The following is a 20874-nucleotide window of genomic DNA, read 5'->3' on the forward strand; positions in this document are numbered from 1 at the left end:
GAAACAATTTTTAAATTTCACTTTTTTGACTTCTTCTTCGCAGGATTTTGCTGAAAACATTTTTCTAACATTTCGTATAGTTCAGGATGTTTTCTTTTAAAAAGCGCTGGTCGTTCAAAAAAATATTCTGAAGCTACTGCTAAGAATTCCACTTCACTACTTCCGCCGTACGCACGAATATCAGATTTATTACTATTTATGGCTTCCATTTCCTCGTGCATCAATTTCAACCATGGGGTAATATATTGTCGTTGTAGTAGTCGCTCCGGCACACCATCTGCTTCCCCATCCATTTTGTCGATAAGGTGAACAAATTCGTGAACGGATGTATTTCCTTTATCCGTTTCATTCGCAAAACCGTGATGCAGTGCATTTCTAGAAAGAATCATTTGCTTTTCAAATCTTCCCGAACCCACGAGGCCAGCGATAACCCGCTTTTCACCCTTAGTTTCAAACACAAGCTCGTCATTGAAGTTATCTGGGTAAAGAATAATCCCACTTAAATTGTTATAATGCCATTCTTTAAAACCAAAAACAGGAATTACAGAACTTGCAGCAATTAGCACTTTATCCAACTCCTCTAAATCTGTATTAACGGCTTCGATATAAACTTCGCTTAAAAAAAGCATCATTCGCTTGCGAAACCTTTTTTGTTCAGATTCAGAAAGATTTCTATAAAAAAGAACATTCTTCTTCAAAAGCGGTTTCCATTCCTCAGGAAATGGTTTAACGGGCCGTTTTTTGTTTTGTGTAAAAGCATAAAACGCAAACGCTACTAATGCAATAAAGAGAATTATATAAATCATTATTTGCTATTATACCCAAAACGGCGTAATTGTCTCTCGTCGCTACGCCAATTTTTATTCACTTTTACATATAGTTCAAGGTGAATTTGTTTCCCAAAAAATTTCTCTAGATCCTTTCTTGCCTCTATTCCTACTCGTTTTAAGGCCGAACCTTTATGACCAATAATAATCCCTTTTTGAGTATCGCGCTCCACCATAATCACACTGCGAATTCGAATTATATCGTCGTCTTCAAAAAACTCTTCTGTATCAATTTCTACAGAATATGGAATTTCCTTTTTATAGTGAATCAATATTTTTTCGCGGATAGCTTCATTTACAAAAAAGCGTTCAGGCTTATCTGTTAATTGATCTTTTGGATAGAAAGCTGGCGATTCAGGAAGCAATTCGATGATTCGATTAAATACCTCAGGAACACCAAAATTCTGAAGGGCTGAAATAGCAAAAATCTCGGCATTTGGTACTTTTTCTTGCCACAGCTGAAGGGCTTCAGTAAGCAACTCTTCATTACCTTGATCAATTTTATTGATAAGAAGTAATACGGGAATCTTAGCGTTTTTAATTTTATTAAAGAACGCTTCGTCTTTAAGCTCCTTTTCCCCTAATTCAACCAAATATAATAATACATCGGCATCCTCAAAAGCAGATTTCACAAAGTCCATCATACTTTCCTGCAACTGATAAGCAGGTTTTATAATTCCTGGGGTGTCGCTTAATAGCATTTGAAAATTATCCCCATTTACAATCCCTAAAATACGATGACGGGTGGTTTGCGCTTTAGAAGTAATAATTGATAGTCGCTCGCCCACAAAAGCGTTCATTAAGGTACTTTTGCCTACGTTAGGGTTTCCTATTATATTTACGAATCCAGCTTTATGTTTTGTCATTACGGTAGTGTTTGTCTTGCAAATTTAAAGCTTAATTATTGAATGGATGGATTCCAATTCATTTTTAAAAATTCATCATTGAAATCCGTACTTTTGTAATATGTTATTTCCAAAGAAAAAAATAGAACTAGAAGAAGGTGATTACTACCTTACTCCTGAAGGATATAAATGCTTTACCGAACAATATCATTTAAAACGCGGGTATTGTTGCCAAAGTGGATGCCGCCATTGCCCGTATGGGTTTAACAAAAAAACAGGGAGAAGAGACTAGAGACTAGAGACTAGAGACTAGAGAAAATTAATATAACTAATAAGCTTTAAGGCTTTGAGAGAAAATAAATTTTAATGAACTTTAAAGAACAAATACAACAAGGAATTCCTTCTACTTTACCAGAAAAGAAGACCTACGACCCGTCTATTAATCACGCGCCAAAGCGAAAAGAAATTCTAACGAACGAAGAAAAGGAATTGGCTTTACGCAATGCGCTTCGTTATTTTCAACCGAAACACCACGCTACGCTTCTACCCGAGTTTCGTGAGGAATTGGAAAAATACGGACGTATTTATATGTATCGTTTCCGTCCAGATTATAAAATGTACGCTCGCCCTATCGAAGAATATCCAGGAACGAGTGAGCAGGCAAAAGCAATTATGCTAATGATTCAAAACAATTTGGATTATGCTGTAGCGCAACACCCACACGAGCTTATTACTTATGGAGGAAACGGTGCTGTTTTCCAAAACTGGGCGCAGTATTTATTAACGATGAAATACCTATCAGAAATGACCGATGAGCAGACATTAGCTGTTTATTCTGGACATCCTATGGGACTTTTTCCTTCGCACAAAGACGCGCCAAGAGTTGTAGTTACCAACGGAATGATGATTCCGAATTATTCAAAACCAGACGACTGGGAGAAATTCAATGCGCTTGGGGTTACTCAATACGGACAGATGACGGCGGGAAGCTATATGTACATTGGGCCACAAGGAATTGTGCACGGAACTACAATTACGGTTCTTAATGGGTTTAGAAAAATTAAAAAATCAACCCAAGGCGGATTATTTGTTACCTCTGGTTTAGGAGGAATGAGCGGCGCGCAGCCTAAAGCTGGAAATATTGCAGGATGTGTTACTGTTTGTGCCGAAGTAAATAAAAAAGCTACAGAAACTAGACATTCTCAAGGTTGGGTAGATGAAGTTATTTCAGATTTAGACGAACTTTCAAGACGTGTAAAAGAAGCTACGGCTAATAAGGAAATAGTTTCTATTGCCTTCGATGGAAATGTGGTTGAAGTTTGGGAGAAGTTTGCTGAAGATAATATTAAAGTTGACTTAGGAAGTGATCAAACCTCACTTCATAATCCATGGGCAGGAGGTTATTACCCTGTTGGATTAACCTACGAGGAAGCCAATGAAATGATGGCCAACAGCCCTGAACAATTTAAAAAGGAAGTTCAGCGAAGTTTACGTCGCCAAGTTGCAGCCATCAACAAACACACTGAAAGAGGAACGTATTTCTTCGATTACGGAAATGCATTTTTACTAGAAGCTTCGCGTGCCGGTGCCGATGTGCTTTCTGATGAAAAAGGAAAAGAATTTAGATACCCTTCCTACGTTCAAGATATTATGGGTCCAATGTGTTTCGACTTTGGTTTCGGACCTTTCCGTTGGGTTTGCGCCTCAGGAAAAACAGAAGATTTACAGAAAACTGATGAAATTGCCTGTGAAGTTCTTGAGGAATTGATGAAAAATTCCCCAAAAGAAATACAACAGCAAATGCAAGATAACATCACATGGATTAAAGGAGCTCAGCAAAACAAACTTGTTGTTGGCTCTCAAGCCCGTATCCTTTACGCCGATGCCGATGGAAGAATCCAAATAGCTTCAGCATTTAACAAAGCGATTTCCGAAGGGAAAATCGGACCTGTTGTTTTAGGTCGCGACCATCACGATGTTTCGGGAACTGATTCTCCTTACCGTGAAACCTCTAATATTTACGACGGAAGTAGGTTTACGGCAGATATGGCTATTCAAAATGTTATTGGCGATAGTTTTAGAGGTGCTACTTGGGTAAGTATACACAACGGCGGTGGCGTTGGTTGGGGTGAAGTTATAAACGGAGGTTTCGGAATGGTTCTTGATGGTACTAATGACGCACAACGACGACTTGAAAACATGCTTTTCTGGGATGTAAACAACGGAATATCAAGACGTAGCTGGGCAAGAAATGACGAAGCTGTTTTCGCTATTAAACGCGCAATGGACAATAATCCAAACCTAAAAGTAACGCTTCCAAATTTCGTTGATGATAGTTTATTCACCTAAAAAATAAAATCTATGAAAGCACTTAAATTTTTACCGCTGTTGCTGCTTTTCGTTTTCACTTCCTGCTCCACTGTTCGTGTAGCAACTGATTACGATAAAGAAGCTAATTTTAATCAATACCGTTCTTTTGCCTTTTTTAAGCCTGGAATAGACAAGGCTAAAATAAGCGACTTAGATAAAAAACGAATCCTTCGTGCTATTGATGCAAACCTAAGTGCAAAAGGAATGTCGAAATCTGAAGCACCAGACTTACTTGTAAGTATTTTTACTAAAGAACGCGAGCGTGTGGACGTCTACAATAATAATTTTGGAATGGGTTGGGGATGGAGCCCGTGGTATTACGGAACATACTATGGTGGAAATAGCGTTTCACGCACTACTGAAGGCACACTATTTATAGATTTAATAGATGCAAAAACTAACAATCTGGTTTGGCAGGGAATGGGAAATGCAGATTTAGTGACTAGCAATATGGAAAAGAAAGAAGAAAGAATTCGGGAGATTGTAGCTAAAATTTTAGCGGAATATCCTCCAGGATTGAAGAAATAACCCAACAAAAAAGGCTTTTACCGAAATGTAAAAGCCTTTTTTTATTCTTATACGTACTTTCCGTTACGAAAGATTTTTAGCAACCTTGCGGCAAGCTTCAATAGTAGAATCTAAATCTTCATAGGTTAATGCATCACAGATAAACCAAGTTTCAAAAGCGCTTGGCGCAATGTAAATACCTTCGTTTAACATTCCGTGGAAAAACTTTTTGAAGTTATCATTACTCGCAGCAGCTGCCGAATCAAAATTGGTAACTGGTGTTTCAGAAAAGTGTATTGAAATCATCGAACCAATGCGGTTGATAGTATGTTTTACATTTTCAGAAGTAAGAGCTTCAGCTAATCCTTTATGTAAGTATGCTGTCTTTTCGTTTATAGAATTGAAAATAGTGCGATTAGCATCTAGTTCTTTAAGCATTGCAAGTCCAGCAGCCATAGCCAATGGGTTTCCACTTAAGGTTCCCGCTTGATAAACTGGACCAATTGGCGCTAAATAATCCATAATTTCTGCTCTTGCAGCAAAAGCCCCTACTGGCAGTCCACCACCAATAACTTTCCCAAAGGTTACAATATCTGCATCAACCCCAAAAAGCTCTTGTGCGCCTCCAGGTGCAAGCCTAAAGCCCGTCATCACCTCATCAAAGATTAAAAGGATGTCGTTGTCATCACAAAGCTTTCTCAACCCTTCTAAGAAACCATCTGCGGGTGGAATACATCCCATATTTCCAGCAACAGGCTCAAGAATGATACACGCAATTTCTCCTTGGTTAGCAGCAATCGTTTCCGCTACATTCTCTAAGTCGTTGTACGTAGCGAGTAAAGTGTCTTTCGCAGTTCCTTCGGTTACCCCAGGGCTGTTAGGTTCTCCAAATGTAATCGCTCCACTTCCCGCTTGAATTAAAAATGAATCACTATGACCGTGGTAACAACCAGCAAACTTGATAATTTTATCTTTTCCTGTAAACCCACGTGCCAATCTAACAGCGCTCATACAAGCTTCAGTTCCACTATTTACAAAACGAATTTTATCAACATTTGGAACCATAGATACTGCTAGTTTAGCAATATCGGTTTCAATTTCGGTTGGCATCCCGAAAGATGTTCCGCTTTTGGTCATGTCGATTACAGCTTCAACTACAGGTTTGTGAGCATGCCCTAAAATCATTGGTCCCCACGAATTAATATAGTCGATAAACTTATTTCCATCTTCATCGTGGATATAAGCTCCTTCTGCTTTTTTAGCATAAATTGGCGTACCTCCCACCGATTTAAAAGCTCTTACTGGAGAATTCACTCCCCCTGGAATTACTTTTTGTGCTTCCACAAATAAAGCACTACTTCTTTGATAAATCATACTCATAATAAAATTCTTTAATTCTATATCACACCTATCTCCACACCACATAATCAAAGGTGTAGGAAGGTATATTTTAATGTATTATTATTTTGCTGAACCCAAGTATAAAACCTGCCCTACAGAAATGGTATTATCTATTAAACCATTGTATTTCTTAATCGCTTCCACACTCAAATTGAAGCGTTGCGATATATTATACAAGGTATCCCCTGGCTTTACGTAGTAAGTAGCGATTTGGGTATCGTTTGGAGTTGGTTCTGAAACTTTGCCACCCAAAACTTCTTTGTCGAATCTATCCAAACGATATCTTTCGATGATACTAATAAGTTTTTCCGGATATTTAGGGTCTGTAGCATAACCCGCTCTACGAAGTCCTCTCGCCCAAGCTTTATAATCGTCGATACGAAGACTAAAAAGATTTTGATAACGGCTGCGTTGCGTTAAAAACAAAGAATGGTCGCGGTACGAATACTTTGGATGAGGGTACTTTCGAAAACACTCTTGCTTTTCATCGTCGTCGTGATATGCTCTTTCGCCATCCCAACCTTTATGGCATTTTATTCCGAAGTGGTTATTTGCTTTTTGAGTAAGCTCTCCTGCACCAGCACCACTTTCTAAAATCCCTTGCGCCAAAGTTATACTTGCAGGTATCTTATAATTTACCATATTGTCCTTAGCAATCTCGCGATACTGATTTATATAAAATTCAACGCGCTCATTATACGAAAGGTTTTTAGGTATAATAACTACTTCCGGTTCTTCTGCTTTGGTCCCTTTTTCATCAGGTTTTTGCACTTTTACAACACGTTCTGTTTTTGGCTTTTTGGTATAGCGAGTAGCTGTTTTTTTGGATTTACAACTACCGAAAAATAGTACACTAATTAGTAAAAGGGCGATAAGTCTAGCAATCATATTATTCAATTGTAGGAAGGTTTTTCTTTTTCAACTTTTTATTAATACCAGCAATGCCTTGAAGGCCTCCAGTATGCACAGCAAAAATACAGCTATTTTCTTTGAAATACTCATTTTTAAGGAGCTCAAAAATGCCGTACATCATCTTGCCAGTATAGACAGGATCTAACGGAATTGCCGTTTTTTCCTTAAACTCATTTATGAAACGTATTAATTTAGGATCTATTTTAGCATAACCCCCAAAACAATACGCATCGGTAATAGAATAGTTAGTTTTAGCAGTGTATTTTTTAATTTCAGAAGTCTGAAAATTTCCTTTTAAAGTTGAAAACCCGACTATATTTTGATGTTCTTCTGAAGCCTTTATTAAACCAGCTATTGTTCCTCCTGTGCCAACTGCAACACAAATAGTATCGAATTTTTTAGTGTGTTCGTTTAAGATTTCTTCACATCCTTTTACAGCTAAAAGATTACTACCCCCTTCAGGAATGATGTAACACTTGCCTATTTTTTGAATTAATGAATCAAGAACGGACTGACTGTCTTTATTTCTATACGCTTCACGGGAAATAAAAAGAAACTTCATGCCACATTCTTGGGCAAAGCTAAGGGTTGGATTTTCAGAGATTTTACTTTCGAGTTCCTCCCCTCGAATTACGCCGATGGTTTTAAAACCCATTTCCTTTCCTGCTGCTGCCACCGCTGCTATGTGGTTTGAATATGCTCCCCCAAAAGTGAGTAGCGTCTCGTGATTTTCTTCTTTGGCTTGAAGCAGATTGTACTTCAATTTTCTGAATTTATTCCCAGAAACGAAAGGGTGTAATAAATCTTCGCGTTTTACAAAAAGTGAATATCCGCTAATACCAAACAAACTGAGATCAACTTCTTGAATCGGGCTCGTAATATGAGTGGTTTTTAATGGCATTTGGCAAAGGTAAAAGTATATTTTTAGTACTTAAAAGCACTTCTAAAGAAATGAGTTTATTGACCTAAAACTCAAACCCAAAAACTCCAGTAACGCCAAAGTCTCTTGCCCCTGGATTGTCTAGGTAGTTTCCACGGAAGTTAAAGTCTAACCTAAACACACGGAAAATATTTCCCACACCTACACTCCACTCCCAGTAAATATCTTCAGGAGCCTTGTAAACAATGTTCGAGGCATTTAAATCTATATTTTCTTGCGAAATGGTTCCGTAAACTGCTCTAAACCCAACTACTTCACGTAAATCTAACTTCCTAAGCAATGGAATTCTTGAGAAAACTCTACCTCCAAAGTTGTGTTGTAAGTGTAACGAGGCATACGTATCGCTTACAAATTCGTAATAATCAAGCTGGGTAAAAGTGTTGTATAAACTAAAGTACGTTTGGTTTCCAGGAATCGGATTTAGCAAACTTAAAGGCACAGCTCCAATGGTTGTTCCTACTTCTACAGTAGATAACAGTCGGCCAATTCCGCCGATATTCCACGGTTGTGTGTAGAGGGCTTGCAACTTTTTGTATTCAAAATCTCCACCCATCACATCTTTTAAACCATAGCTATAGCTCGCAAAAAACGATGGGAAATTGCCAGTGTTTATCACAGTTCGCTCCACTCCATATCCAGAAGTTTTTTTTCCTGGAGTGTAAAAAAATCCAAATTGAATTTCAGCTTGTTTTAAATGACTTTTTACATCTCCTGTAAAAACACCATCTTCCATTACTTTATAATCAATGCTAAATGTGTCGGTAGCCGATTTTAAGGTTCGGTAAGATCCCGTTAAGCGAATGATGAAGTTTTTCCAAGGCTCAATATCAAACCCAATTGTACTTAGGTTTATCCTCGAAAGTCTATCGTTAGAACCTACAGAAAGTAGTGAAGACGACGCAAGGCTACGCCCTAGCACATCGTTGCTGTTGGTTAAACTCGAACCAGTTTGTTCTACATCTCTTCTATTACCTCCAAAAACTGTTAGTCTTGATTTTCTATCTAAAAGCCATTTGGCGGATAGTCCATATTTAAATCTATCGTCTTTAAAACCATACGCGCCAAAACCTTCTAAACGCCATTGGTCGTTCTGACTAAAGTACGTACGTCCTCCAAGGCGAATGCGCATTCCTTCGGCTTCATTAAATCCGAAAATTGAAAATACAGGACCAATATCAAAATTGTTTACTTCGTAATACCCACTTGCTAAGGTTGCACCAATATTATACAAGGCTTTAAAACGCCCAACTGTTTTTAAGGTATCGAGCATTTTATAAACTCCCTTTTCATCCTTACTAAGCTTCTCCATTCTGTTTTCATCCCAGAAATCATCATGACGGTTATAAACATCGTAATTGTATGGATCTACTTGTTTGGTGTAGAATTTCTTGTCCAGAGGAATATCAAATACATACTTATCATAAAGTGTTGTTCTCTTACCATAAATTCCTTTGGCTTCTTCTTTTTTCTGAAAACTAAAATCGCTTAAAAAGTAATCGCGGGTAATAAGGAAGATAGAGTCGTTTAACACATCAAACTCCTGTTCGATATACACATCCCGCACCCAGTTTAAATTTGCACTTTTTGAAGCCTTTAGGTTAATTTCCTTAATTGCCCAAGTGGTGTCGTTTACCCAAAAATCTCCTTTAAAAGTAAGTTCATTTTTACGGCGTGGATAGTACACAATATTGTAACACCATTTATTGTCGCGATACGCACTGTCTTGAAGCACATAGTTATAAACATCTATTCCTGTACGGGAAAGCGGACTGGTAAAAGCTTTATCAAAAAACTTTAGATAGTTATCGTAAACGTCGTATTCGCTATAAAGATCTTTTATAAAGGCAATAAGCGTTTGATTATTGTCAAAACCAGAGTTTTTATTCCCTTGAAGTACTTCTTTTTCTTGTTTCAGGGTATTATCACCATACACTTTTGAAACTGCTTCGTTTATAAAAATTGGCAAGTAGGTATTTCCAGTAATGCGAGATGTATCGGTTTGTTCAAAGACAAATTCCATTCCTTTAAAAATACGATTGCTCATTAGTGCGCTATCGATTGTGTTTAAATCGAATTCTAATTTTTCGTATTTATCGTACTGGTATTGTTTAAACTTTTTAACCCCGTTCTCTCTTCGGTTTTCCCAAATTTTACGCAGTATATCTAGCGCAGGGTTATTCTTTTTTGAAGTCTTTCCGGTATAAATCACCACTTCATCCAGCGCATCGGAAGTTTCTTCTAAAACCACTTCCATATTGTAAGTGCTTCGTGCAGTAAGCTCCTGCTCTTTAGTAGTAAACCCCATAAATGAGAACACTACAGCCTTATAAGTCTTATCGCTTTCTAAATAAAATCGTCCGTTTTCATCAGAAATAGTCCCCTCTTGTGAATCTTTAAAAATAACGTTGGCAAAAGATACAGGATATCCTGTTTCATCCTTAATTACCCCACTAACTTTCGTTTGACCAAAAACCGAGGCACTTATAATTAAAAGCGAAATGATTAAAAAGTGCTTCATATAAATTTACTGTGGAGGATAAAATATTTATTCTGTAAGAATGGTTAAATAACAAAGCTCAAATAATAAAACTATGTTTAAAAGGGAAAACTATTTTGCTAATTTTTCGATAATTGTCGAAAGAATTTTCTTAAACGCCGTTATTTAAAAAAGTAAACTTTTAGTCACATTTTAATTGGCCATTCTGTAATAAGGCAATAAAAAATTCTTTTGCATCCCAACTACAAACTAGCCAATCCTGTTTACCTTCTACTTTTTATAAAGAACTTTCTTCACTGCCTTAATAACGTCTTCGCTATCTGGCAACCATTCTTTCAATAGTACAGGTGAATATGGTGCTGGAGTATCGGCAGTGTTAATTTTCACGATTGGAGCATCTAAGTAGTCAAACACATTGTTTTGTACTTGATACGTAATTTCTGTAGCAACGTTTCCAAAAGGCCATGCTTCTTCCAAAATCACCAAACGGTTTGTTTTCTTCACCGATTCGTAAATTGCTTCGTAGTCTAATGGACGAACAGTACGCAGGTCGATAATCTCACATTCAATTCCTTCTTCAGCAAGAGTTTCGGCTGCTTTATAAGCTTCTTTAATTATTTTTCCAAAGGAAACGATAGTTACATCCGTTCCTTTTCTTTTAATATCGGCAACTCCAATTGGGATTAGGTATTCACCTTCTGGCACTTCCCCTTTATCGCCATACATCTGCTCACTTTCCATAAAAATAACGGGATCGTCATCGCGAATTGCACTTTTCAACAGTCCTTTTGCATCTGCAGGGTTACTAGGAACTATCACCTTTAATCCTGGGCAGTTGGCGTACCAGCTTTCAAAAGCCTGGCTATGTGTTGCCGCAAGTTGTCCGGCTGAAGCTGTTGGCCCACGGAATACGATAGGAATATTAAATTGCCCACCGCTCATTTGGCGCATTTTAGCAGCGTTGTTTATAATCTGATCGATTGCAACCAACGAGAAGTTAAAAGTCATAAACTCAATAATTGGTCTATTGCCATTCATTGCAGAGCCTACACCAATACCTGAAAATCCGTTTTCGGAGATTGGTGTGTCAATTACACGTTTAGCTCCAAACTCATCTAGCATTCCTTTACTAGCTTTGTAAGCTCCGTTATACTCGGCAACTTCCTCCCCCATTAAATAAATAGTTTCATCGCGACGCATTTCTTCACTCATCGCTTCAGCAATAGCTTCTCTAAATTGTAGTGTTTTCATATCTCGTTGTAGTTTATCCTAAGCTTTATTATAAACCTAGTAAGCCTTACATATTTATTTTACAAAATTTTATTCCTGTTTCGTTTTTTTTAAAACGTTGCAGCCTTTTGAAAAACCCAAAGAATATTTTCTTAAGTTTTTTTTAAGGGAAAGCAAAAATACTATAATTCCAATCTGATTATGTAATATTTCAAAGATTTAACCAAAATTTATTATGCATGCATAGCAAATAAAAGCTAAATTATTATTAACTTCGCCCGCAAGCAAACCGCTGTATATTACCTACTAGTAGGTTTGCACAATTTTTACAATTCAAAAATAGTATAAAAATGAAGATATTAGTCTGTATTAGTCACGTACCGGACACAACGTCAAAGATTAACTTTACTGATGGCGACACTAAGTTTGATACTAACGGTGTTCAGTTTGTAATTAATCCAAACGATGAATTTGGTCTTACGCGTGCCATGTGGTTTAAAGAAAAGCAAGGTGCAACCGTACACGTTGTAAATGTTGGAGGTCCAGAAACCGAACCTACACTAAGAAAAGCTTTGGCAATTGGTGCTGATGAAGCTATTAGAATCAACACTGCTGCAACCGATGGATTTTCTGTAGCAAAACAACTTGCAAACGTTGCTAAAGAAGGGGATTACGACTTAGTAATTGGTGGTCGTGAGTCTATCGACTACAACGGTGGAATGGTTCCAGGAATGGTTGCAAAACTAATAGGAGCTAACTTTGTAAACACTTGTATTAACTTAGAAGTTGAAGGTGATAAGGCTACAGCAATAAGAGAAATTGACGGTGGAAAAGAAACGCTTAAAACATCACTTCCGCTTGTAATTGGTGGTCAAAAAGGATTGGTAGAAGAGAGTGATCTTCGCATTCCTAATATGCGTGGTATTATGCAAGCGCGTACTAAGCCATTAAATGTAAAAGAGCCTGTTGATGCAAATTCTGAAACAAATACTGTTTCATTTGAAAAACCAGCCCCAAAAGGAGCTGTAAAATTGGTTGATAGCGTAGACGAATTAATTGACCTACTTCACAACGAAGCGAAGGCTATTTAATTTGAAGCGCCAAAAAACAAAAAATTAGAAGTTATTTGGAATTTGGAGCTTCAGATTGGAATTTTTGAAAGATAATTTGAAATTCCAATCCCGATAGCTATCGGGGAAATAATAATTACAAAATTTAAAGAGATATGATCTTAGTATATACCGAATCAGAAGAAGGAAAGTTAAAGAAAATAGCTTTGGAAGCAGTTTCTTACGCAAAGGGAATTGCAGACCAAATGGGTACTTCCGTTACAGCTGTAGCTATCAATGCAAATGATACTTCAGAATTAGGAAAGTACGGTGCTTCTAAAGTTTTAGAAGTTTCTGACGATAAATTAAACAAGTTTAACGGCGAAGCTTATGCAGATGTAATTGGACAAGCTGCTAAAAGTGAAGGGGCAAAAGTTATTGTATTAACATCCAGTGCAAACTGTAAGTTTTTAGCGCCTACATTGGCTGTAAACTTAGAAGCAGGTTTTGTTCCTAACGTTGTTGAATTGCCATCTAGCACTTCACCTTTTAAAGTGAAGCACAGCGTTTTCACAAACAAAGCTTTTGCTAATACCGAAATTACAACTGATATTAAAATAGTTGGAATTGGTAAAAACTCATACGGTTTAAAAGAAAATGAAACTTCAGCCACTACAGAAGCTTTCACTGCAAACCTTGACGCTCACGATTTTGACATGGAAGTAGTTTCTGTAGATAAGGCTACCGATACTGTTACTATTGCTGATGCTGAAATAGTTGTTTCAGGAGGTCGTGGTCTTAAAGGACCAGAAAACTGGGGAATGATTGAAGAGCTTGCAGACATCTTAGGTGCTGCTACAGCTTGTTCAAAACCAGTAAGTGATATGGGCTGGAGACCACATAGCGAACACGTAGGGCAAACTGGAAAGCCAGTTGCTTCAAACCTTTATATTGCTATCGGAATTTCTGGAGCTATTCAACATTTAGCAGGAATAAATGCTTCTAAAGTGAAAGTTGTTATCAACAACGATCCCGAGGCTCCTTTCTTTAAAGCTGCAGACTACGGGATGGTAGGCGATGCTTTTGAAATCGTTCCTGAGCTAAACAAAAAATTAAAAGAGTTTAAGGCTCAAAACGCATAATTTTTTATTAATTTGTGCCTCGAAAAAGGCTGTTTAAATTAGGAAACACCCTCATTTAAACAGCCTTTTTAATTGATTTAAATTCGTTATTTTTATAAACAATTGTTTAAAGAATTGCGCATTGACGAAACTCATTGCGTATTGATTACTGAAGAATGAGCTTAGTAAAACTTAGCATAAAAGGAATTTCGTATAGCCAAACGCAAAATGGTGCCTATGCACTTATTTTAAATGAGGTTGACGGCGAGCGTAAACTACCAATAGTTATTGGTGCGTTTGAAGCACAGTCTATAGCAATAGCACTTGAAAAAGAAATAACGCCGCCGCGCCCACTTACGCACGACTTATTTAAAAATTTTGCCGACCGTTATCAAATTGTGATAAAACACGTGATAATTCACAAACTAGTGGATGGCGTATTTTATTCAAGTATTATTTGTGAACACGACAAAATAGAAGAAATAATAGACGCTAGAACTAGTGATGCCATTGCCTTGGCGCTTAGGTTTAACGCGCCTATCTTTACTTATAAAAATATCTTAGACAAAGCTGGTATCTATTTAAAAACACCTACTTCAAAAAAACCTCTCTCTAAAAAAGAGGAAGAAGTGATTGAGAATTTAATTTTAGGGGATGATAAAGAGTCTAAAAAACCGGCTGGAGAAGATTACACAAAGTTTAGTTTAACCGAACTGAATAAAATGCTAGATGAAGCCGTAAAGAATGAAAATTACGAAAAGGCCGCTAGCATACGTGACGAAATATCAAAACGAAAGTAAATAAGTGGCAAGTAGCGGTTAACGTAGCAATACAAAATACCGTAAATTCAACCACTAACTATGTTAGAATATAATTTTTGGGATTTTAAGTATATGTATAAATTTACTCTTGTAGCCTTTGCGCTTTTATTCATCGGAACCGTTTTTGGGCAAAGCATCGAAAAGAATTGGCAATTTACCGAAGTAAAAGATCAAGCCGGGCTCTCCATCATAGATATCAATCCCGAAAAAGACTACCTAAATCTTAAGGATGGTTCTTTTGAATACCTTCTAGCTCCAAAAGATAGCACCCTAGCAAGTGGAGATTACATCCTTCAGAACAACCTATTAGTACTTTTCTTTAACAGTGAAAACGACAGTATTCGTAGATTTAGAGTAGAACAACTAACAGATAGCACCCTTACCCTTTCCGAGAACAACTTTACATACAGTTTACAAGCCGATACCATAAAAGCTGCAACTGTTTTAGATATCGATACTAGCAATTCGCAGATAATCCCAAGTCAAGGAATTTCATTTAACAGTATTTGGCGTGGTGCCTTAGGAATGATTTCCCTTATATTAATCTCAGTGCTTTTCAGTTCAAACCGAAAAGCAATTAACTGGAAAACAGTAGGAATCGGACTCCTATTCCAAATGATAATTGCCATTGGCGTATTAAAAGTTGGATTTATAAAAGCTACTTTTGAAGCCATTGGGCAAGTTTTCGTAAACGTATTAGATTACACCAAAGCAGGTAGTGAATTCCTTTTTGGAGGAATGTTAGACGTAAATTCATACGGATTTATTTTTGCCCTTCAGGTGTTACCAACTATCATATTTTTCTCTGCCTTAACTTCTGTACTTTTCTACTTAGGAGTTATACAAATTGTAGTAAAAGGTATGGGATGGTTACTCACCAAAATCCTACACATTTCCGGAGCAGAGAGTTTAAGTGTTGCAGGGAATATCTTTTTGGGGCAAACAGAAGCTCCTTTGCTTATTAAAGCATACCTAGAAAAAATGAACAAGAGTGAAATGCTCTTGGTTATGATTGGAGGAATGGCAACTGTTGCTGGGGCCGTACTTGCAGCCTATATCGGATTTTTAGGAGGCGACGACCCTGCGCTTAGACTTACTTTTGCAAAGCACCTACTAGCGGCTTCAGTTATGGCAGCACCAGGAGCAATTGTAATATCAAAAATATTATACCCACAAACCGAATCGATAAACACCGACGTAAAAGTTTCTTCAGAAAAAATAGGATCTAACTTTCTAGATGCCATAGCCAATGGAACCACCGAAGGGTTAAAACTTGCAGTAAACGTTGGCGCTATGTTATTGGTTTTTGTAGCATTTATTGCTATGATAAACGGAATTTTAGGCTGGGTTGGAGACACCACAAACCTAAACGAATGGGTGGCAGCAAATTCATCATACAGCTCACTTTCTTTAGAAGCAGTACTCGGTACTGTTTTCGCGCCCTTAATGTGGCTAATTGGAGTGGCTAAAGAAGATATGATGATGATGGGACAACTACTCGGAATTAAATTGGTAGCCAGTGAGTTTGTTGGATATATTCAACTTGCTGAACTTAAAAATGTAGCTAACGGACTTCATCTTAATTACGAAAAAAGTATTATTATGGCTACGTATATGCTTTGCGGTTTTGCCAACTTTGCTTCTATCGGAATTCAAATTGGCGGTATTGGATCGTTAGCTCCAGGGCAACGTAAAACGCTTTCTAAGTTTGGAATGAAAGCTTTACTTGGGGGAACAATTGCATCGCTTATTTCAGCAACTATCGCTGGAATGATTATTGGGTAGTGTGCCGAGCAGCTTTTAATTAGAAAGTAACCGCTGCGGAAGTAGCATGGTTTAACAATTTGATTTCCTAATTGTCAGCAATAATTGTTCTATTTTTTAGTTTAATAGTTGGTTTGATTTTTTATATTTATTTTCTGAATTATTTTTCTTTACAATGAAACAATACCACGATTTACTTAAACATGTAATTGAAAACGGAACTGAAAAACAGGATCGCACAGGTACAGGCACAAAAAGTGTTTTTGGCTATCAAATGCGTTTTGACCTCAGCGAAGGTTTCCCGATGGTTACTACTAAAAAACTTCACTTAAAATCTATCATTTACGAGCTATTGTGGTTTTTGAATGGAGATACCAATGTAAAGTACTTACAAGAAAACGGAGTGCGAATTTGGAATGAGTGGGCCGATGAGAATGGCGATTTAGGACCTGTTTACGGACATCAATGGCGAAATTGGAACAGTGAAGAAATAGACCAGATTTCAGAAATTGTTGAAACCCTTAAAAAGAATCCAGACAGCCGTAGAATGTTAGTCAGCGCTTGGAATCCTAGCGTGATGCCAGACACCTCAAAACCTTTTGCCGAAAATGTAGCCAATGGAAAAGCTGCACTTCCGCCTTGCCACGCATTTTTTCAGTTTTATGTAGCCGATGGAAAGCTGTCTTGCCAACTATACCAACGCAGTGCCGATAGTTTTCTAGGGGTGCCGTTTAATATAGCGTCTTACGCCCTACTTACTATGATGATGGCACAAGTTTGCGGTTACGAAGTAGGGGACTTTGTGCATACTTTTGGCGATGCGCATATCTATAGTAATCACTACGAACAAGTTGCCCTTCAACTGTCTCGCGAGCCGCGTCCACTTCCAAAAATGATTTTAAATCCGGATGTAAAAGATATTTTTGGCTTCACTTTTAATGACTTTACCCTAGTGGACTACAATCCGCATCCACATATTAAAGGTGCAGTTGCCATATAATTTTAAAAACCTATTATGAAAAACCTACTTATTGCCGTATGTATATTATTTTCCACAACCATTTTTGCGCAACAAGAATGGGGTGATGTAAATAAAAACGAAGTTACCCTTAAAGAAATTGGCCCAGTATGGCCTGGATGCGAAAAAGGAAACGTAGCCGAACGCGACAATTGTTTTAACCAGAAATTATCGGCCCATATTTCTAAAAACTTTAAATATCCTGCCGATGCTTACAAGAGAAATGAGCAAGGAAAGGTAACGGTTGAATTCGTAATCAATGAAAAAGGACTGGTTGAAGTAACCAAGGTTACCGGGGGAACCAAATCGCTACAAGAAGAAGCAAAAAGAAATATTATGGCCATCCCTAAAATGGCGAAACCAGGAATGATGGCAGGGAAACCAAGAAAAATTAAAATGGCCGTTCCTTTTAATTTTAAAACTGGGAAGTAATTTTTAAACAGGTTTTTTTAGAATAAAATTAATTTTATCCTCGCCATCATGAAAAATTTTCTACTCATCTTAGCTTTTGGTTTTACTACTATTTCATTCGCTCAAGACGCTAATACATTACGGGCAGACGTCCCATTTGCGGTAATCGACCAAGTTCCTATATATCCAGGATGTACCGGAGATGATAATAGAATATTAAAAAAATGTATGTCCGAAAATATCTCGGCCTTTGTCAACCAGCATTTTAATATGAAAAAAATGGAGGCTTTAAATTTGCCTCCAAAAATTTACCGAACTGCCGTGCAATTTAAAATTGATAAATATGGCAACGTAGTAGATGTTCAGGCGAATGCAGACCGAGCTGAAATTGAAGCAGAAGCCGTACGCGTGGTAAGTAAACTTCCTAAAATGAAACCCGGATACCACCTCGGTAAAGATGTGGGAGTACTTTATGCACTTCCCATTGTTTTTAAAATTGAACCTCCCAAAAAAGAGAAGTAAAATTCAAGGCAAAAAATTAAATTCTCTAGTTTAACAACTGTTTAACGAGACAATCAAAGCGTTAAACAATATTAATAATTATATTTAAAGTGTAGATAATTCGTGAGTTTACTCAGTTAAAAACACTTTTTTATGATTGTTACCGATACTTTGGTTTCATTTTTTCTTGAAACCCGCCAACATACAGAAGACATTTGCAAACCGCTGGAAATTGAAGATTATGTTGTTCAGCCTATTGTAGATGTTTCCCCTCCTAAATGGCATCTTGGGCATACCTCATGGTTTTTCGAAGAATTCATATTAAAGCCATACAAGCCAAACTACAAACTTTTCCACGACGACTTCGCTTTTGTATTCAATAGTTATTACGAGAATGTAGGGAAACGCGTGGTTAGAAACGACCGCGGAAACCTCTCTCGACCAGGCGTAGCTAAGGTTTATGATTACCGGCACTACGTTACTTCAGAAATGAAAGATTTTCTTACTGAACTCAACAATTCCGACAAGGGAATTTCAGAAGAATTAAAAGATGTACTTCTTATAGGAATACACCACGAAAAACAACATCAAGAACTACTTACAACCGATATAAAATACATCTTAGGGAATAATCCCTTATTGCCTAAATACAACGATACCTTTTCTGAAAATCCCATCCAAAATTTCGATAGAGAATGGATAGATATAAAAGAAGGAATTTATGAAATTGGACATAACAATCCTGACGCATTCTGCTACGACAATGAATTGGGACGACATAAAGTATATCTACACAATTATAAAATTTCGAATAAACTCGTGACCAATGCCGAATACCTTGAATTTATAAACGCTGGCGGATACGAAGATTTCAACCTATGGCATGCCGAAGGTTTAGATTGGATAAAAACTAACAACATTAAAGCTCCGATGTATTGGCATAATATTGACGGTAAGTGGCATCAATACACCTTACAAGGACTTCAAGAAATCGATCTTGACGCGCCGCTGTCGCATATTTCCTATTATGAAGCCTTTGCCTACGCCCAATGGAAATCTTGCCGACTTCCTACCGAATTCGAATGGGAAACTGCACAAAACAACTTTGAATGGGGCAGCCGTTGGGAATGGACCGAGAGCGCCTACCTTCCCTACCCCAATTACACCAAAGCCCCTGGAGCCATTGGTGAATACAACGGCAAGTTTATGGTAAACCAAAAAGTGCTGCGCGGCGGCTCGGTAGCAACCTCACAAAACCATACCCGCCCCACCTACCGCAACTTCTTTCAAACAAACCTGCGTTGGCAATTTACAGGTTTGCGATTAGCAAAATAACAGACACCTCACCTATGGATATTAAAGCAAAAACTCAAAGAGATACTACATTTAAAACCGAAGTTAAGGAAGGCCTTAGCAGCTTCCCGAAATACCTTTCGTCTAAATATTTTTACGATAAAAAAGGCGACAAGCTATTTCAGGATATTATGGCTATGCCAGAATACTACCTTACCGGTTGCGAATTCGAAATCCTCGCTACGCATACGAAAACCATAGGCGAACTTTTTCGCGATCGCGAGAACGGTTTAGATTTAATCGAACTTGGCGCTGGCGATGGTAAAAAAACAAAATTGCTGCTCAAGTATATGACCGACAATAACTTCAATTTTGTTTACAAGCCTATAGATATTAGTGAAAACGCAGTAGAATTACTCACTAACAACCTAGCCCAAGAAATGCCATCGCTAACGGTAGATGCCGAAATAGGGGAATATTTTGAGGTTTTAGAACGCCTTAAAGGGTTTAATAAGCGGAAAAAAGTGATTGTGGTTTTAGGCAGTAATATTGGGAACTTGCTACATCCTAAAGCCATCGACTTTCTCAGCAAACTAAAAGATACGATGCTGGCAGATGACCTACTGTTTATGGGTTTCGACCAAAAGAAAAATCCGCAGACTGTTTTGGATGCTTATAACGACCAAACAGGAATTACTGCTGCCTTCAACAAAAATATTTTAACCCGAATAAACCGAGAGTTAAACGCGAATTTTGATGTAGATAAATTCACACATTGGGAATCCTACAATCCAGAAACCGGCACGGCAAAAAGCTTTTTAGTAGCTACCGAAGCCATGGATGTACACATTAAACACCTTGATCTCGATATAAGTTTTGAACAATGGGAAACCATCCACACCGAAATTTCACAAAAATACGACGATAAAACTGTGGCTTGGTTGGCCGAACAAGCAGGCCTTACCATTGAAACTTCCTTTACAGATAAAAATGGGTATTACAAAGACTACGTCTTGCGAAAAATTTAGGAAATATTGTTTAATTTAGATGCTTCTATTTCTAACCAAAACAGAAGCAGCTTGAAAACATCACCCTACTTTCTACTCATATCATTTTTAATTGTTGCCCTACTTATAATTTCTTGCGCAGTAAAAAAACCCACCGACTGTATTGACGAATCCAAAATTAGCGACGGCCCTTGCACCATGCAATACGACCCAGTATGCGGCTGCGACGGCAAAACCTACTCCAACCCCTGCGTAGCCCAACGAGCTGGAGTAACCGCTAGTGTTCCTGGGAAGTGTGGGGAGGGGATTTGATTGTACACAGTTTACTTTGAATAAATTTGATTTTTAAGTTTTATAAAA

20 protein-coding genes are annotated in these 20874 nt (G+C 37.6%); 13 read left to right on the forward strand and 7 right to left on the reverse strand.

Annotation, left to right across the window (positions count from 1 at the left end; translation table 11 throughout):
- Positions 1–17: 17 nt before the first annotated feature.
- Entirely contained in the window at positions 18–806 is a 789-nt protein-coding gene (locus RT250_RS09160; RefSeq protein ID WP_313114226.1) for a M90 family metallopeptidase, read from the reverse strand.
- Entirely contained in the window at positions 806–1693 is an 888-nt protein-coding gene (era, locus tag RT250_RS09165) for a GTPase Era (protein WP_313114228.1), read from the reverse strand. The genes RT250_RS09160 and era overlap by 1 nt, the downstream gene beginning before the upstream one ends.
- A gap of 100 nt (positions 1694–1793) precedes the next feature.
- Here era and RT250_RS09170 point away from each other — a divergent pair, with 100 nt between their 5' ends.
- The 3 genes from RT250_RS09170 (at position 1794) to RT250_RS09180 (ending at position 4570) form a co-directional block, all read left to right on the forward strand.
- A complete protein-coding gene (locus RT250_RS09170; protein ID WP_313114230.1) occupies positions 1794–1964 on the forward strand; it encodes a C1orf53 family protein in 171 nt (56 codons plus the stop codon).
- A gap of 74 nt (positions 1965–2038) precedes the next feature.
- Entirely contained in the window at positions 2039–4021 is a 1983-nt protein-coding gene (gene hutU / locus RT250_RS09175; RefSeq protein WP_313114232.1) for a urocanate hydratase, read from the forward strand.
- 12 nt (positions 4022–4033) lie between these two features.
- On the forward strand, positions 4034–4570 hold the full coding sequence (locus RT250_RS09180) for a DUF4136 domain-containing protein (protein WP_313114234.1): 537 nt from the start codon (positions 4034–4036) through the stop codon (positions 4568–4570).
- A gap of 63 nt (positions 4571–4633) precedes the next feature.
- Here the strand turns inward: RT250_RS09180 and hemL are convergent, their stop codons facing one another.
- The 5 genes from hemL to RT250_RS09205 all read right to left on the reverse strand — a co-directional run bounded on the left by hemL (position 4634) and on the right by RT250_RS09205 (position 11550).
- Positions 4634–5923 carry a glutamate-1-semialdehyde 2,1-aminomutase gene (gene hemL, locus RT250_RS09185; protein ID WP_313114329.1) on the reverse strand — a complete coding sequence of 430 codons (1290 nt, stop codon included), beginning with the start codon at positions 5921–5923 and terminating at the stop codon, positions 4634–4636.
- 87 nt (positions 5924–6010) lie between these two features.
- Complete coding sequence (locus tag RT250_RS09190; protein ID WP_313114330.1) at positions 6011–6838, reverse strand: glucosaminidase domain-containing protein; 828 nt, start codon at positions 6836–6838, stop codon at positions 6011–6013.
- Position 6839: 1 nt separating this feature from the next.
- On the reverse strand, positions 6840–7763 hold the full coding sequence (locus RT250_RS09195) for a 1-aminocyclopropane-1-carboxylate deaminase/D-cysteine desulfhydrase (RefSeq protein WP_313114236.1): 924 nt from the start codon (positions 7761–7763) through the stop codon (positions 6840–6842).
- A 64-nt stretch (positions 7764–7827) separates the two neighbouring features.
- On the reverse strand, positions 7828–10320 hold the full coding sequence (locus RT250_RS09200) for a DUF5686 and carboxypeptidase-like regulatory domain-containing protein (protein ID WP_313114238.1): 2493 nt from the start codon (positions 10318–10320) through the stop codon (positions 7828–7830).
- A 249-nt stretch (positions 10321–10569) separates the two neighbouring features.
- Entirely contained in the window at positions 10570–11550 is a 981-nt protein-coding gene (locus tag RT250_RS09205; protein ID WP_313114240.1) for a pyruvate dehydrogenase complex E1 component subunit beta, read from the reverse strand.
- A 329-nt stretch (positions 11551–11879) separates the two neighbouring features.
- Between RT250_RS09205 and RT250_RS09210 the strand changes: the two genes are divergently transcribed.
- The 10 genes from RT250_RS09210 (at position 11880) to RT250_RS09255 (ending at position 20826) form a co-directional block, all read left to right on the forward strand.
- Positions 11880–12620: an electron transfer flavoprotein subunit beta/FixA family protein gene (locus RT250_RS09210; protein ID WP_313114241.1), complete on the forward strand. Its 741-nt coding sequence runs from the start codon at positions 11880–11882 to the stop codon at positions 12618–12620.
- A gap of 134 nt (positions 12621–12754) precedes the next feature.
- On the forward strand, positions 12755–13720 hold the full coding sequence (locus RT250_RS09215) for an electron transfer flavoprotein subunit alpha/FixB family protein (RefSeq protein ID WP_313114246.1): 966 nt from the start codon (positions 12755–12757) through the stop codon (positions 13718–13720).
- 155 nt (positions 13721–13875) lie between these two features.
- A complete protein-coding gene (locus RT250_RS09220; protein WP_313114248.1) occupies positions 13876–14499 on the forward strand; it encodes a bifunctional nuclease family protein in 624 nt (207 codons plus the stop codon).
- A 93-nt stretch (positions 14500–14592) separates the two neighbouring features.
- Positions 14593–16305 (forward strand): NupC/NupG family nucleoside CNT transporter, encoded by a 1713-nt coding sequence (locus RT250_RS09225; RefSeq protein WP_313114331.1) that lies wholly within the window; start codon positions 14593–14595, stop codon positions 16303–16305.
- 154 nt (positions 16306–16459) lie between these two features.
- Positions 16460–17284 (forward strand): thymidylate synthase, encoded by an 825-nt coding sequence (locus RT250_RS09230; RefSeq protein ID WP_313114249.1) that lies wholly within the window; start codon positions 16460–16462, stop codon positions 17282–17284.
- Between the two features lie 15 nt (positions 17285–17299).
- Positions 17300–17734 (forward strand): energy transducer TonB, encoded by a 435-nt coding sequence (locus RT250_RS09235; RefSeq protein ID WP_313114251.1) that lies wholly within the window; start codon positions 17300–17302, stop codon positions 17732–17734.
- A gap of 48 nt (positions 17735–17782) precedes the next feature.
- Positions 17783–18235: an energy transducer TonB gene (locus RT250_RS09240; RefSeq protein ID WP_313114253.1), complete on the forward strand. Its 453-nt coding sequence runs from the start codon at positions 17783–17785 to the stop codon at positions 18233–18235.
- A gap of 132 nt (positions 18236–18367) precedes the next feature.
- The gene (gene egtB / locus RT250_RS09245) at positions 18368–19549 is read left to right on the forward strand and encodes an ergothioneine biosynthesis protein EgtB (protein WP_313114255.1); all 1182 of its coding nucleotides are present in this window, start codon (positions 18368–18370) and stop codon (positions 19547–19549) included.
- 14 nt (positions 19550–19563) lie between these two features.
- Entirely contained in the window at positions 19564–20535 is a 972-nt protein-coding gene (locus RT250_RS09250) for an L-histidine N(alpha)-methyltransferase (protein WP_313114256.1), read from the forward strand.
- A gap of 51 nt (positions 20536–20586) precedes the next feature.
- Positions 20587–20826, forward strand: a complete 240-nt coding sequence (locus RT250_RS09255) for a Kazal-type serine protease inhibitor domain-containing protein (protein ID WP_313114258.1) — start codon at positions 20587–20589, stop codon at positions 20824–20826.
- Positions 20827–20874 lie beyond the last annotated feature (48 nt).

This window comes from Aequorivita sediminis, from assembly GCF_032080575.2.
Classification (GTDB): Bacteria; Bacteroidota; Bacteroidia; order Flavobacteriales; family Flavobacteriaceae; genus Aequorivita; species Aequorivita sediminis.

Excerpts from the sequence above, each read along its gene's own strand:
- RT250_RS09215 (WP_313114246.1), top strand. The coding sequence starts at position 12,755 with ATGATCTTAGTATATACCGAATCAGAAGAAGGAAAGTTAAAGAAAATA.
- RT250_RS09225 (WP_313114331.1), top strand. The coding sequence starts at position 14,593 with ATGTATAAATTTACTCTTGTAGCCTTTGCGCTTTTATTCATCGGAACC.
- RT250_RS09230 (WP_313114249.1), top strand. The coding sequence starts at position 16,460 with ATGAAACAATACCACGATTTACTTAAACATGTAATTGAAAACGGAACT.
- hemL (WP_313114329.1), bottom strand. The coding sequence starts at position 5,923 with ATGATTTATCAAAGAAGTAGTGCTTTATTTGTGGAAGCACAAAAAGTA.
- era (WP_313114228.1), bottom strand. The coding sequence starts at position 1,693 with ATGACAAAACATAAAGCTGGATTCGTAAATATAATAGGAAACCCTAAC.
- RT250_RS09250 (WP_313114256.1), top strand. The coding sequence starts at position 19,564 with ATGGATATTAAAGCAAAAACTCAAAGAGATACTACATTTAAAACCGAA.
- RT250_RS09190 (WP_313114330.1), bottom strand. The coding sequence starts at position 6,838 with ATGATTGCTAGACTTATCGCCCTTTTACTAATTAGTGTACTATTTTTC.
- RT250_RS09235 (WP_313114251.1), top strand. The coding sequence starts at position 17,300 with ATGAAAAACCTACTTATTGCCGTATGTATATTATTTTCCACAACCATT.
- RT250_RS09200 (WP_313114238.1), bottom strand. The coding sequence starts at position 10,320 with ATGAAGCACTTTTTAATCATTTCGCTTTTAATTATAAGTGCCTCGGTT.
- egtB (WP_313114255.1), top strand. The coding sequence starts at position 18,368 with ATGATTGTTACCGATACTTTGGTTTCATTTTTTCTTGAAACCCGCCAA.
- RT250_RS09180 (WP_313114234.1), top strand. The coding sequence starts at position 4,034 with ATGAAAGCACTTAAATTTTTACCGCTGTTGCTGCTTTTCGTTTTCACT.
- hutU (WP_313114232.1), top strand. The coding sequence starts at position 2,039 with ATGAACTTTAAAGAACAAATACAACAAGGAATTCCTTCTACTTTACCA.
- RT250_RS09195 (WP_313114236.1), bottom strand. The coding sequence starts at position 7,763 with ATGCCATTAAAAACCACTCATATTACGAGCCCGATTCAAGAAGTTGAT.
- RT250_RS09160 (WP_313114226.1), bottom strand. The coding sequence starts at position 806 with ATGATTTATATAATTCTCTTTATTGCATTAGTAGCGTTTGCGTTTTAT.
- RT250_RS09205 (WP_313114240.1), bottom strand. The coding sequence starts at position 11,550 with ATGAAAACACTACAATTTAGAGAAGCTATTGCTGAAGCGATGAGTGAA.
- RT250_RS09220 (WP_313114248.1), top strand. The coding sequence starts at position 13,876 with ATGAGCTTAGTAAAACTTAGCATAAAAGGAATTTCGTATAGCCAAACG.
- RT250_RS09240 (WP_313114253.1), top strand. The coding sequence starts at position 17,783 with ATGAAAAATTTTCTACTCATCTTAGCTTTTGGTTTTACTACTATTTCA.
- RT250_RS09170 (WP_313114230.1), top strand. The coding sequence starts at position 1,794 with ATGTTATTTCCAAAGAAAAAAATAGAACTAGAAGAAGGTGATTACTAC.
- RT250_RS09210 (WP_313114241.1), top strand. The coding sequence starts at position 11,880 with ATGAAGATATTAGTCTGTATTAGTCACGTACCGGACACAACGTCAAAG.